Here is an 11,708-nt window from a genome sequence, read left to right as displayed (position 1 = left end):
GGCAGGGACAGGTCATGGCGCGAATAGTGGTGATCGACGACAACGAGGCGATCTGCGACATCCTCTCGAAGGTGCTGAAGCGCGCCGGACACGACGTCGCCGTCGCGAACGACGGCCTCGTCGGCGAGCAGACGGTCAGGGCCGAGCCCACCGACCTGGTCGTCACCGACCTCATCATGCCGAACCGCGAGGGGCTGGAGATGATCCAGGCGCTGAAGGCGGAGAATCCGGCGCTGAAGATCATCGCCATGTCCGGCGGCGGCCGGGTGCGCAATCTCGATCTCCTGCAGCTCGCCAAGCGTTGCGGTGCCGACCGGGTCCTCGAGAAGCCCCTGGACCGAGCGGCCTTCATCGGCGCCGTCGAGGAGCTGCTCGCGGCCGGCTGACGATTCCGGGGGCGCGCGATCTCGGGGGCGCGGCGGCCGGCCCGTCAGTCCCGGCGCATCCGATCGCCGGCGCCGGTCCAGTCGCTGCGCCGCAGCCGGTAGAGCACGTGGCGCCGCAGCGCATGGCCGGCGGGCAGGGAGGGGTGCTCGAAGTCCTCCTCCGGCCGCCGGGTCATGCCGAGCCGCTCCATGACCGCCCGCGAGCGACCGTTGTCCAGCACGGTGAAGGAGACGATCTCCGCGAGGCCGAGCGGACCGAAGCCCTGGGCCAGGGCGGCCCGCGCCGCCTCGGTCGCGTAGCCTTTCCCCCACTGTTCGGCCGCGAGCCGCCAGCCGATCTCGACGCAGGGCGTGAAGTGGCTCTCGAAGCGCGGCACCGACAGGCCGACGAAGCCGACGAAGGCGGGGCCGCCGAGCACCTCCACGGCCCAGAGGCCGAAGCCGTGCTCGGCGAAGTGCCCCTCGATGCGCTCGGCGAGCGCATCGCTCGACCGGCGCTCCAGCGTGCCCGGGAAGAAGCGCATGACCTCGGGATCGGCGTTGAGCGCGGCGAAGGGCAGGCGGTCGGCCGGTCGCCAGGGACGCAGGCACAGCCGCGCGGTCGTCAGGATCGGCAACTGCTCGCTCAGGGTCATCAGGGGCCCCGCTCCGAAGGGTGTCGCGACTATGCCACCCCGTCCCGAGTCTCGCCGCGGATCCTCTTTATCGGGGGTTGTCCCGTCTGCCGGTCGAAAGTGCGCATCGATTGATTCGGATCAAGGCGCCGGTCCGTCGCGGCACCCAAGGTCGGGCAAAATGCGGCGGCTCTCAGCCGGGCGGGCCGCGGCAGGGTCGAGCGGGGAGCGGGATGATGGAAGCTGAGCTGCGCGCACTGGTCTCGCGGACCGTCGCGGAAGCCTGGCAGGAAGCCGAGCGCAGCCGCCTCTGCTTCGCCCACGGCGCGGTCCTGACCATCACCTGGCCCTACAGCACCGAGCGGCTCGACGAACGCGAGGGTCTGACCGGGCTGGTCGGCCAGCGGCTGGTCTCGCTCTCGGCCGGCAGCGGCCGGATCGCCCTCGAGTTCTCCGGCGGGGCCAAGCTGGCGGTGCGCATCGTCGAGGACGGCGCGGGCGGCGCCAGCGGTTTCATCCTGACGACGCGCCAGGGCGAGCTGGTCGAATGGCGCAGCTTCGGCGACGACGACGACGACGACGCGGCGGCCTGACGGCCGCGGGCGGCGGGGCGGGGAACCCGCGGCGCCTGTCCGGCGTCTCGGCCGGGCCCCGGTCGGGCCCCGGTCGGAAAGGGAGGCTGCCGTGGCGGCAGGGACGGGCGCGCTCCACATCGGCACCTCGGGCTGGTCCTATCCGGAATGGCGCGGCCGCTTCTATCCGGAGGGGACCAGGGCCGCCGACTTCCTGGCGCGCTACGTCGAGCGCTTCGACACGGTCGAGGTCGACAACACCTTCTACCGGCTGCCCGCGCCGGAGGCCGTGGCGCAGTGGCGGAACACGGCGCCGCCCGGCTTCCGCTTCGCCCTCAAGGCGCACCGCTACATCACGCACAACAAGAAGCTGAAGGATCCCGAAGCGACGCTCGGCAGCTTCCTGCCGCTGGTCGCGCCGCTCGGCGACCGGCTCGGGCCGATCCTGTTCCAGCTGCCGCCGCGCTGGCGGCGCGACGACGGCCGGCTGGCGGCCTTCCTCGCGGCCCTGCCGTGCCGCCATCGCTACGCCATCGAGTTCCGGGACGAGAGCTGGCTGGCGGCGCCGGTACGGGCGCTGCTCGAACGCCACGGCGTCGCCTGCTGCCAGTCCGACATCGCCGGCCGGCCGCGGGAGATGCTGACCGCGGACTTCACCTACCTGCGCCTGCACGGCCCCGATCCGGCGGCCCCCTACCGGGGGCGCTACGACGGCCGCCGGCTGGCCGGCTGGGCCCGGCGCATCGCGCGCTGGCGCCGGCGTGGCCTCGAGGTCTTCTGCTACTTCGACAACACCGCCGAGGCCGACGCGCCCGGCGACGCGCGACGCCTGCTGGCGATGGCGCAGCGGTGCTAGACTGCGCCGTGGATCGGGAACCAGGGATCGAAAAGGGGCAGGCGATGGCCGGGACCGATCGGAGCGACGGGCCGTCGTCGCATCTGGCGAGGGGGATCGCCGCGGGTGCCGGGCTGCTCGCCCTGGTCCTGACCGGAGCGATCGCCGGCTTCTTCTACGCCTACTCGGCATCGGTCCTGCAGGGCCTCGACGTCAGCGACCCGCGCGACGCGATCGCCGCGATGCAGGGCATCAACGCGACGATCCGCAACCCCGGCTTCGGGATCTCCTTCTTCGGCGCGCCGCTGGCGACCCTGATCGCCGCCGGGCTGTTCCTCCGCCTGCGCCGGCGCGCCGTGGCGCTCGCCTTCCTGATCGCCGCGCTGCTCTACGTGACCTGCGCCCTGCTGCCGACCCTGCTGATCCACGTGCCGATGAACGACGCCCTGGCCCAGGTCGCGATCCCCGCCGACCGGGAGCAGGCCCTGCGGGTCTGGGCCGGCTTCGCCGATCCCTGGGACAGCTGGAACCTCGTCCGCACCATCGCCTCGCTGGCCAGCCTCCTGCTCGTCGGCGTCGGCCTGCTCATCTACCGCGAGTTCCCCTCGCCGCGGCGGCGCTGATCCGCTCGCAGGCCAGGCGGTCGGCGGCGTCGCTCGGCGCCAGGCCCTCGGCCTCGGCGAGGCCGAACAGCTGCTCCAGGGTCCCGGCGATCGCGCGGACCTTGCGCTCGCTCGCCGCGGCGTCGTCGCCGGTCAGCTCGCCGCTGAGCCGGATCATGCCGCCGGCGTTGATCACGTAGTCGGGCGCGTAGAGGATGCCGCGGCGAGCCAGGATGCGGCCGTCCTCGGGGCTCGCCAGCTGGTTGTTGGCGGCGCCGGCGACGATCCGCACCCTGAGGCGCTCGGCCGTGGCGCCATCGACGACGGCGCCCAGCGCGCAGGGGGCCAGGACCTCGGCCTCCTGCTCCAGGATCGCCTCCGGTTCCACGGTCACGGCGCCCAGCGCGTCGCGGCAGCGCGCCACGCGCTCCGGATCGACGTCGCTCACGACCAGCGCGGCGCCGGCCTCGTGCAGCAGCCGGCAGAGCCGGAAGCCGACCGCGCCCAGGCCCTGCACGGCGACCCGCACGCCGGCCAGGGAGTTGCGGCCGAGCGCGCGGCGCACCGCCGCCTCGATGCCGACGAAGCAGCCGAGTGCGGTGCTCGGCGAGGGATCGCCGCCGCCGCCCGCGCTTTCCGGCCGGCCCATGACCCAGCGGGTCTCGGCACCGATCTCGGCCATGTCCTCGACCGTCGTGCCGACGTCCTCGCCGGTGATGTAGCGGCCGCCCAGGCGGTCGATGGCGCGGCCGACGGCGCGCAGCAGGGCCGGCGTCTTGGCCGCCGGCTCGGCCAGCACGACCATCTTGCCGCCGCCGAAGGGCACGCCGGCCAGGGCCGCCTTGCAGGTCATGCCGCGGGCCAGGCGCAGCACGTCGGTCACCGCCTCGGCCTCGCCGGCGTAGGCGCGCAGCCGGCAGCCGCCGAGCGCCGGGCCGAGCGTCGTGTCGTGGACCGCGATCACCGCCCTGAGGCCGCTGTCCCGGTCGCTCGCGAAGACGACCTGCTCGTGGCCGTCGAAGGCCGCGCTCTCGAAGATCATGGCGCCTCTCCCGCCGGTCAGCCCGGCACGCCGGGATGGCCGAGCAGGCCGATGCGGACCCGGCGGTTGTGGCGGCCCTTGTTGTCGATCTTGAGGATGCGCACCGGCAGCGAGCCGCCGGTCGAGGCGAGATGCGTGCCGCCGCAGGCCTGGCGGTCGAGGCCGGCGATCTCGACGATGCGGATCAGGCCGTCGGGCGTCGGCGGCGGTGCCACCGAGCGGCTGCGGATCAGGCCGTGCCGGGCCTGGGCGGTCTCGACGTCGACATAGTCGAAACCGACCGGCAGGTCCTGGCCGATGACCTCGTTGATCGGCGCCTCCAGGGCGCGCAGCCGCTCGCTGTCGGCCCCGGGGATGTCGAAGTCCATGCGCGCCGTACCGTCGGCGTACATCTGCACGCCGGTCACCAGGGCGCCGTCGAAGGCCTGGTAGACCAGGGCGTTGAGGATGTGGGTGTCGGTGTGGAGCTGGCGCATGGTGCTGCGGAAGCCGGCATCGACCACGGCCTCGAGCGTGCCGGCCAGCTCCAGCTCCTCGGCCAGCAGGTGCCAGCTGCGCCCCTCGGCCTGCTCGAAGCCGACCACCGCGACCTGGCCACCGGCGTGGCGCAGCACGCCGAGGTCGGCCGGCTGTCCGCCGCCGCCCGGATAGAAGGGCGTCTCGGCGAGCGCGACCCGGCCGGGCCGGGCGTCCTCGACCGTGGTCTCGAGGATCAGGGTCTCGGGATGGGCGTGGCAGAAGTAGTGGGCCATCGGCCGGCTCGCCTCCGTCGCTGCTGCTGAACCTGCAGTCTCGGACGCGGGCGGGGCAGGGGTATTGGCGAAAATTGTGAGGCCGCGCTTTCACGTCCCTCGACAGGCTCGGGACGAAGCAAACGACTTTGCCGGCTTCGAAGATGGACCGGGGCTCGCTGTCTGCTTCGTCCCGAGCCTGTCGAGGGACGTGCGCGCGCAGGCGTTGCCGCTAGCTTGCCATCACGGCGCGCCCCTCCTGTGCCGCCAGCGCGAACTGGCGCGGGGTCATGCCGTAGCAGCGCTTGAAGTGGCGGGTCATGGCGCTCTGGTCGTAGAAGCCGGTCGCCGCGGCGACCTCGGCGAGCGGCGTGTCGCCCCTGAGCAGGCGGCAGACGGCGTTGAGCCGGACCTGGGTCAGGAAGGCGTGCGGCGTCAGGCCGGTGGTCCGCTTGAACAGGCCGATCAGCTGGAAGACCGTCAGGTTGGCCTCGGCGGCGACCTCCTCCAGGCGCAGCGCCTCGCCGTGGCGCCCGTGCATCAGCGCCGTCGCCCGGGCCAGGCGCGTGCGGTCGGCCGGGGCCGGCGGGATGCGGCCGCCGCCGCTGCCGTGGCGCCCGAACAGCACGCCGAAGGAGCCGACCAGCAGCTCGCGCTCGCGGAAGGGGTCGCGGCCCTGCTCGAGCGCCCGGTGCAGCGCCAGGAAGGCCTCGATCAGGTCGGGGTCGGCCAGCTTGTTGGTCAGGAAGTAGGGCAGGGCCTCGACGCCGAGCGCGGTCTCCAGCGCCGCGATCGCGTCCCTGGTGAGATAGAGCGAGCGGTAGAGCCAGCGCTCGCTGCGGCCCATCCAGCCCTCGTGCGGCTCGGCCGGGTTGAAGACGAAGAGCTCGCTGCGGTGCGCTTCCTCCTCGACGCCGCGGCTGCGGATCACCGAGCCGCCGGCCTCGGTGACCGCGACGACGAAGGCCTCGTGGCTGTGCGGCGGGTAGGCGTGGGTCGTGAAGTCGGCGCGCAGCAGGCTGAGCCCGGTCATGTGCCGGTCCCACCAGTAGTCGCTGCGGTTCCGCGGGTCGCTGCGGGCCATTCCTTGCCTCCGCCGTCCCTCAAGGAAGCCCTCCGGCCGGGCGCTGTCAATCCGGCGCTTGCGCCCGTGCCGCCGTGGAACAGCTGTCGTGACTTGAAAGAAACTCATGTCAGGGCGAAGCTGGAGACCATGGTCGAGCCGAAGATCCCGCTGCCGCCCTTCGCCGCCTTGCGCGCCTTCCACGCCGCCGCGGCCAGGGGCCGCTTCCGCGACGCGGCCGAGGCGCTGGGGGTCACCGAGTCCGCGATCAGCCACCAGGTCCGGCGGCTCGAGGACTTCCTGCGGGTCGCGCTGTTCGACCGCTCCGGCTCCGGGGTGCGGCTGACCGCGGCGGGGCGGCGCTACCTCGACCAGATCGATCCGGCGATCCGCCAGATCCAGGCCGCGACGGAGGCGCTGCTGCAGCCCGGCGGTCGCACGGTGGTGCGCGTGACGGCGCCGCCCTCGCTGGCCGCCAGCTGGCTGATCCCGCAGCTCGGCGCCTTCGAGCGGGCGCATCCCGACATCGAGCTGCAGCTGGTCGCGACGACCCGCGTGCTCGACCTGCGGCGCGATCAGGTCGACCTCGCGATCCGCCACGGCAAGGGCGCCTGGCCGGGCATCGAGGCCGGCTTCCTGCTGGAGGAGACGGCGCTGCCGGTGGCGGCGCCCGGCTACCTCGAGCTGGCATCCGGCGAGGATCCGCAGGCGGCGCTGCGCCGCGTCCGCCTGATCGTCAACACGCTGAACCCCGACGAGTGGGAGGAGTGGGCGCGGGCCCGCGGCCTGGTGCCGCCGGACCTGTCGGGCGCGCTGGAGCTGGAGAGCGCCGAGCAGGTGCTGCAGGTCGCCGAGGGCGGCCACGGCCTGGCGCTCGGCCGCCGGCCGGTGGTCGACGACCGCCTGGCCCGCGGCTCGCTGGTCGCGCCCTTCGGGGCCGGCGACCCGACCGGTGCCGCGCACTACCTCTGCCGGGCCGCCGGCGCGGCGCCGACGACGGCGGCGCGCCGGGTCGAGCGCTGGCTCCACGGCCTGGCCGGCACGACTTGAATTCTGTTCAAGTCGACCTGAAGCGAACTCGTTGGCGCTCGCGCGCCGGCGGCGGCATCTCTGGAGGCGGAAAGACAATCCAGAGCTTCAGGAGGTCGCCATGCAAACCACGATCGCCAATCCGCTCCTCGCCTTCGTCGACGGGAGCCGCCGGAGCGCGCTGGTTCCCTCGGCAGCCGGCTACCGCGGCATCGACGCGGTCGGCGCCGACGTCCGGGCGCCGCTCACCTTCATCGTGCCGACCGAGACCAAGCCGCGGTTCTACAGCTCGGCCTGGACCGGCGGCGCGCCGCAGATGCTGTTCGACAGCGAACGCCACGTCGTGCCGGTCCACGACATGCGGCCGCTGGAGGGCGCGCTGTCGCTCGATCGCGAGGGTTTCGAGCTGCTGCGCCACCGCAGCGCCGTCGCCGACCTCTACGACGACGAGGCGATCGAGAGCCGCTACAAGCCCGAGATTGAAGACCTGCTGAAGGGCGCGACCGGCGCCGACCGGGTCGTCGTCTTCGACGTCACGCGGCGCTCGGACGACGGCACCGGGGCGCGCAACCGCGACGGCCTGCGCGGGCCGGCCAGCCGGGTCCATGTCGACTACACGGAGGCGAGCGGCCCCCAGCGGGTGCGCGACATCCTCGGCGAGGCCGAGGCGGCCCGCCTGGCGGAGAGCGGGGCGCGCATCGTCCAGGTCAACGTCTGGCGGCCGATCCGCGGGCCGGTCGAGCGCTCGCCCCTGGCCCTGGCCGACGCCGGCACGGTGCGGCCGCGCGAGCTGGTCGCGACCGACCAGATCTTCCCGGACCGGGTCGGCGAGATCTACCACCTGAGCTACGCGCCGACCCAGCGCTGGTACTTCGCGCCGCGCATGACCCCGGACGAGGTGCTGCTGATCAAGGGCTGGGACAGCCTGGACGACGGCCGTGCCCGCTTCACGCCGCACAGCGCCGTCGAGCTGCCCGACACGCCGGCGGCGGCCGCGCCCCGCGAGTCGATCGAGGTGCGCACCCTGATGATCTTCGAGGCCTGAGGCGGCTCGAGATCGGAGCCACCCGAGCCTGCACGCCCCTCGACAGGCTCGGGACGAAGCGAGCGTCAGAGCTGGCTCGCAGGTCGCTTCATCCCGAGCCTGTCGAGGGATGTGGCGCACAAAGGGCGACGCTGCCGCCCAAATTTTCGCCAATACCGCCGCCCCCTGCCGCCGGGATCCTGCCGAGAGCTGGAACCGGTGGGAGGGGGCGATGGTGTTGAGCGAGCGGCAGCGGATGATCCGGGACACAGTCGCCGAGTTCGCCCGGCGCGAGCTGGCGCCGGGCGCCGCCGCTCGGGACCGCGAGCGGCGCTTCCCGGCCGAGGCCTTCGCGAAGATGGCCGAGCTGGGCCTGATGGGCATGCTGGTGCCCGAGGACTGGGGCGGTGCCGGTGCCGACCTCGTCTCCTACGCGCTCTCGATCATGGAGATCGCTGCCGCCGACGGCGCGGTCTCGACCGCCTTCCAGGTCCACAACTCGCTCGCCTGCCTGCCGATCCTGGCCTGGGGCAGCCGCGGGCAGAAGGAGCGCTTCCTGCGGCCGCTGGCGTCCGGTACCTGGCTCGGCGCCTTCTGCCTGACCGAGCCGGCCGCCGGCTCCGACGCCGCGGCGATCCGCACCCGCGCGCGGCGCCGGGGCAACCGCTGGGTCCTCGACGGCAGCAAGCAGTTCATCACCTCGGGGCGCAGCGCCCAGCTCGCGCTGGTCTTCGCGGTCACCGACCCCGAGGCCGGCCGCAAGGGCATCTCGGCCTTCCTGGTGCCGACCGACACGCCCGGCTACAGGGTCGCGCGGGTCGAGGAGACGCTCGGCCAGCGCGCGACCGACCACTGCCACCTGGTCTTCGAGGACTGCGAGGTCGGGCCCGACCAGCTGCTCGGCGAGGAGGGGCAGGGCTATGCGATCGCGCTCTCGGGGCTGGAGGGCGGACGCATCGGCGTCGCCGCCCAGTCGGTCGGCATGGCGCGCGCCGCCTACGAGGCGGCGCTGGCCTACGCCAGGGAGCGCCGGACCTTCGGCAAGGCGATCATAGAGCACCAGGCCGTCGCCTTCCGGCTCGCCGACATGGCGACCGGCCTGGCCGCCGCGGAGCTGATGGTGCTGCGCGCCGCCGCCCTGCGCGACGCCGGGCGGCCCTGCCTCAAGGAGGCCTCGATGGCCAAGCTCTTCGCCAGCGAGACGGCGGAACGGATCTGCCGCGAGGCGATCCAGGTGCACGGCGGCTACGGCTACCTCGCCGACTTCCCGGTCGAGCGGATCTATCGCGACGTCCGGGTCTGCACGATCTACGAGGGCACCTCGGACATCCAGCGCCTGGTCATCGGCCGGCAGATCGCCGCCGAGACCGGCTTCCACGGCGTCACCTGAAGCGGAGGAGCGGCATGATCGTGCGCGTCTGGCGCGGCCTCGCCCGAGCGGGCAGGGCCGCGGACTACCGGCACCACCTCGAGGCCCGGGTCTTCCCGGAGCTGGCGACGATGGCCGGGCATCGCGGCGCCTTCCTGCTGCAGCGCGAGGCCGAGGGCGGCACCGAGGTGCTGGCGGTCACGCTGTGGGACAGCCTCGACTCGATCCGCGCCTTCGCCGGCGACGACATCGGGCGCAGCGTCGTCGAGCCGGAGGCGCGCGCCGTGCTCGCCGCCTTCGAGGAGACGGCCGCGCACTACGAGGTCGCGCTGGCGATGAACGCCGCGCTGCCGGGTGCGTAGGCGGCCATGGATCTCGGCATCGCCGGCCGCCGCGCCCTGGTCTGCGGCGCCTCGCAGGGCCTGGGCTATGCCTGCGCCGAGGCGCTGGCCGCCGAGGGCGTCGCCGTGACGCTGGTCTCGCGCAGCGAGGAACGGCTGGCCGCCGCCGCGGCGCGGCTGGCGGAAAGCACCGGACGGCGGCCGGCCTTCGTCGTCGCCGATCTGTCCGAGGCAGCCGGTCGCGCGGCCGCGCTGGCGGCCTTGCCCGACCCCGACATTCTGGTGACCAATGCCGGCGGGCCGCCGAGCCTCGACTTCCGCGCGCTTGGGCCGGCGCATTGGACGGCGGCCCTGGAGACCAACTTCCTGGCCGCGGCCGAACTGATCCGGGCGACGGTCGACGCGATGATCGGCCGGCGCTTCGGGCGGATCGTCAACGTGACCTCTCTGACGGTCCGCATGCCGGTCCAGAGGCTCGATCTCTCGACCGTGCCGCGCCTGGCCCTGACCGGCTACGTCGCGGGCGTCGCCCGCCAGGTCGCGCCCGAGGGTGTCACGATCAACAACCTGCTGCCCGGCACCATCGCGACCGAGCGCATCCGGGCGCTCGGCGCGACCGCCGAGGCGCTGATCGCCAGGGTGCCGATGGGCCGGGCCGGCACCCCCGAGGAGTTCGGCGCTGCCTGCGCCTTCCTGTGCAGCCGCCAGGCCGCCTACGTCACCGGCCAGAACCTGCTGGTCGACGGCGGCCTGTGCCCGGTCACGGTGTAGGAGCGACCGAGTTCCCTCTCCGCCCCGGAGGGGCAGAGAGGGGGGCTCCCGGGGAGCAGAGCGGGAGCCCGGGACCACCAGCCGCGCTTGATCGACCGCAATGCCGCCCCACCTGCGAAGCGGGACGCTGGTCCCGCTCATCGACGAGGGGATGCACAGTGTTCGGCAGGCAGGTCACGCTCTTCGAGATCTTCGGTTTCCGGGTCAAGGTCGACCTGTCCTGGGCCTTCCTGGCGCTGCTGATCGCCTGGTCGCTCGCCCAGGGGCTCTTTCCCAGCCTCTACCAGGGGCTGACCGTCGCGACCTACTGGTGGATGGCCGTGGTCGGCGTGGTCGGCGTGCTGGTCTCGCTGGTCTTCCACGAGCTGTCGCACTCGCTGGTCGCCCGGCGCTTCGGCCTGGAGATCCGCGGCATCACCCTCTTCCTGTTCGGCGGCGTCGCCGAGATGCAGGAGGAGCCGATGAGCGCCAAGGTCGAGTTCTGGATGGCGGTCGCCGGGCCGCTGGCCAGCCTGTTCCTGGCCGGCGTCTTCTACGGCCTGGCCGCGCTCGGCCAGAGCTACGGCGCGCCGCCGCCGGTCTGGGGCATCGCCAGCTACCTCGGCTTCCTCAACCTGCTGCTCGCCGGCTTCAACCTGATCCCGGCCTTCCCGATGGACGGCGGGCGGGTGCTGCGCGCGGCGCTCTGGTACCGCTGGGGCGACCTGAAGCGCGCGACCCGGGCCGCCAGCCGGGCCGGCTCGCTCTTCGGCCTGGCGCTGGTCGGCCTCGGCCTCTTCAACCTGCTGAGCGGCAACTTCGTTGGCGGCTTCTGGTGGTTCCTGATCGGCCTCTTCATCCGCCAGGCCGCCGCCTCGTCGCTGGTCCAGCTGCAGTCGCGCCAGATGCTGACCGGCGAGCCGGTGCGCCGCTTCATGACCGACGATCCGGTCGCGGTGCCGCACGACACGACGGTCCGCGCCTTCGTCGAGGACTACCTGTTCCACCACGGCCACGACTTCTATCCGGTCGTCGCTGGCGACCGCCTGCTCGGCTCGATCGAGACCCGGCAGATCAAGGCGGTGCCGCGCGCGCTCTGGGACGAGACGACGGTCGGCGAGATCGCTCGGCCGCTCGACGCGACGATCACGATCGAGGCCGGCGGCGACGCCGTGCAGGCGCTGGCCCGCATGCAGCGCGACGGGGTCAGCCGCCTGATCGTGGTCGAGCGCGGCCGGCTGGTCGGCCTGCTGACCCTCAAGGACCTGATGAAGCTGCTCGCCCTGCGCCTGGAGCTGGAGCAGGAGTAGGCGGCCGGCGCCGTCTCCGGGCGCCGGCCGGCCGTTCCGG

At 73.4% G+C, this 11,708-nt stretch carries 14 protein-coding genes; 10 read left to right on the top strand and 4 right to left on the bottom strand.

Going from position 1 to position 11,708, the window contains the following annotated elements; translation table 11 throughout:
* The first annotated feature begins 14 nt into the window (after positions 1-14).
* A complete protein-coding gene (locus B9O00_RS09030; RefSeq protein ID WP_085122144.1) occupies positions 15-386 on the top strand; it encodes a response regulator in 372 nt (123 codons plus the stop codon).
* Positions 387-430: 44 nt separating this feature from the next.
* Here B9O00_RS09030 and B9O00_RS09025 read toward each other — a convergent pair whose 3' ends face one another.
* Entirely contained in the window at positions 431-1,021 is a 591-nt protein-coding gene (locus tag B9O00_RS09025) for a GNAT family N-acetyltransferase (protein WP_085122143.1), read from the bottom strand.
* Between the two features lie 215 nt (positions 1,022-1,236).
* Between B9O00_RS09025 and B9O00_RS09020 the strand changes: the two genes are divergently transcribed.
* From B9O00_RS09020 to B9O00_RS09010, 3 genes are all read left to right on the top strand, one after another.
* A complete protein-coding gene (locus B9O00_RS09020; protein ID WP_085122142.1) occupies positions 1,237-1,593 on the top strand; it encodes a hypothetical protein in 357 nt (118 codons plus the stop codon).
* A 91-nt stretch (positions 1,594-1,684) separates the two neighbouring features.
* Complete coding sequence (locus B9O00_RS09015; protein WP_085122141.1) at positions 1,685-2,428, top strand: DUF72 domain-containing protein; 744 nt, start codon at positions 1,685-1,687, stop codon at positions 2,426-2,428.
* Between the two features lie 44 nt (positions 2,429-2,472).
* Positions 2,473-3,030: an anthrone oxygenase family protein gene (locus B9O00_RS09010; protein ID WP_085122140.1), complete on the top strand. Its 558-nt coding sequence runs from the start codon at positions 2,473-2,475 to the stop codon at positions 3,028-3,030.
* Here the strand turns inward: B9O00_RS09010 and B9O00_RS09005 are convergent.
* From B9O00_RS09005 to B9O00_RS08995, 3 genes are all read right to left on the bottom strand, one after another.
* A complete protein-coding gene (locus B9O00_RS09005; RefSeq protein WP_085122139.1) occupies positions 2,993-4,051 on the bottom strand; it encodes a Glu/Leu/Phe/Val family dehydrogenase in 1,059 nt (352 codons plus the stop codon). The genes B9O00_RS09010 and B9O00_RS09005 overlap by 38 nt on opposite strands.
* Before the next feature lie 17 nt (positions 4,052-4,068).
* Positions 4,069-4,803, bottom strand: coding sequence for an alanyl-tRNA editing protein (locus B9O00_RS09000; RefSeq protein WP_085122138.1), 735 nt, complete (start codon positions 4,801-4,803; stop codon positions 4,069-4,071).
* Positions 4,804-5,014: 211 nt separating this feature from the next.
* Positions 5,015-5,866 (bottom strand): helix-turn-helix transcriptional regulator, encoded by an 852-nt coding sequence (locus B9O00_RS08995; RefSeq protein ID WP_085122137.1) that lies wholly within the window; start codon positions 5,864-5,866, stop codon positions 5,015-5,017.
* Between the two features lie 93 nt (positions 5,867-5,959).
* Between B9O00_RS08995 and B9O00_RS08990 the strand changes: the two genes are divergently transcribed.
* The 6 genes from B9O00_RS08990 (at position 5,960) to B9O00_RS08965 (ending at position 11,668) form a co-directional block, all read left to right on the top strand.
* The gene (locus B9O00_RS08990) at positions 5,960-6,895 is read left to right on the top strand and encodes a LysR substrate-binding domain-containing protein (RefSeq protein ID WP_143596185.1); all 936 of its coding nucleotides are present in this window, start codon (positions 5,960-5,962) and stop codon (positions 6,893-6,895) included.
* A 100-nt stretch (positions 6,896-6,995) separates the two neighbouring features.
* Positions 6,996-7,919: a CmcJ/NvfI family oxidoreductase gene (locus tag B9O00_RS08985; RefSeq protein WP_200808445.1), complete on the top strand. Its 924-nt coding sequence runs from the start codon at positions 6,996-6,998 to the stop codon at positions 7,917-7,919.
* Between the two features lie 211 nt (positions 7,920-8,130).
* Complete coding sequence (locus tag B9O00_RS08980; protein ID WP_179243927.1) at positions 8,131-9,288, top strand: acyl-CoA dehydrogenase family protein; 1,158 nt, start codon at positions 8,131-8,133, stop codon at positions 9,286-9,288.
* Positions 9,289-9,302: 14 nt separating this feature from the next.
* Positions 9,303-9,629 carry an antibiotic biosynthesis monooxygenase gene (locus B9O00_RS08975; protein WP_085122135.1) on the top strand — a complete coding sequence of 109 codons (327 nt, stop codon included), beginning with the start codon at positions 9,303-9,305 and terminating at the stop codon, positions 9,627-9,629.
* Between the two features lie 6 nt (positions 9,630-9,635).
* Complete coding sequence (locus B9O00_RS08970; RefSeq protein ID WP_085122134.1) at positions 9,636-10,379, top strand: SDR family oxidoreductase; 744 nt, start codon at positions 9,636-9,638, stop codon at positions 10,377-10,379.
* 158 nt (positions 10,380-10,537) lie between these two features.
* Complete coding sequence (locus tag B9O00_RS08965) at positions 10,538-11,668, top strand: site-2 protease family protein (protein WP_085122133.1); 1,131 nt, start codon at positions 10,538-10,540, stop codon at positions 11,666-11,668.
* Positions 11,669-11,708: the final 40 nt, after the last annotated feature.

The sequence above is a fragment of the Tistlia consotensis USBA 355 genome, assembly GCF_900177295.1.
Lineage (GTDB): Bacteria > Pseudomonadota > Alphaproteobacteria > Kiloniellales > DSM-21159 > Tistlia > Tistlia consotensis.
This window is presented reverse-complemented; position numbering and strand designations above follow the sequence as displayed.

Bases quoted from the DNA above. Each gene is read 5' to 3' on its own strand.
- B9O00_RS09030 (WP_085122144.1), top strand. From the start codon at position 15: ATGGCGCGAATAGTGGTGATCGACGACAACGAGGCGATCTGCGACATC.
- B9O00_RS09025 (WP_085122143.1), bottom strand. From the start codon at position 1,021: ATGACCCTGAGCGAGCAGTTGCCGATCCTGACGACCGCGCGGCTGTGC.
- B9O00_RS09020 (WP_085122142.1), top strand. From the start codon at position 1,237: ATGGAAGCTGAGCTGCGCGCACTGGTCTCGCGGACCGTCGCGGAAGCC.
- B9O00_RS09010 (WP_085122140.1), top strand. From the start codon at position 2,473: ATGGCCGGGACCGATCGGAGCGACGGGCCGTCGTCGCATCTGGCGAGG.
- B9O00_RS09005 (WP_085122139.1), bottom strand. From the start codon at position 4,051: ATGATCTTCGAGAGCGCGGCCTTCGACGGCCACGAGCAGGTCGTCTTC.
- B9O00_RS09000 (WP_085122138.1), bottom strand. From the start codon at position 4,803: ATGGCCCACTACTTCTGCCACGCCCATCCCGAGACCCTGATCCTCGAG.
- B9O00_RS08995 (WP_085122137.1), bottom strand. From the start codon at position 5,866: ATGGCCCGCAGCGACCCGCGGAACCGCAGCGACTACTGGTGGGACCGG.
- B9O00_RS08985 (WP_200808445.1), top strand. From the start codon at position 6,996: ATGCAAACCACGATCGCCAATCCGCTCCTCGCCTTCGTCGACGGGAGC.
- B9O00_RS08980 (WP_179243927.1), top strand. From the start codon at position 8,131: ATGGTGTTGAGCGAGCGGCAGCGGATGATCCGGGACACAGTCGCCGAG.
- B9O00_RS08975 (WP_085122135.1), top strand. From the start codon at position 9,303: ATGATCGTGCGCGTCTGGCGCGGCCTCGCCCGAGCGGGCAGGGCCGCG.
- B9O00_RS08970 (WP_085122134.1), top strand. From the start codon at position 9,636: ATGGATCTCGGCATCGCCGGCCGCCGCGCCCTGGTCTGCGGCGCCTCG.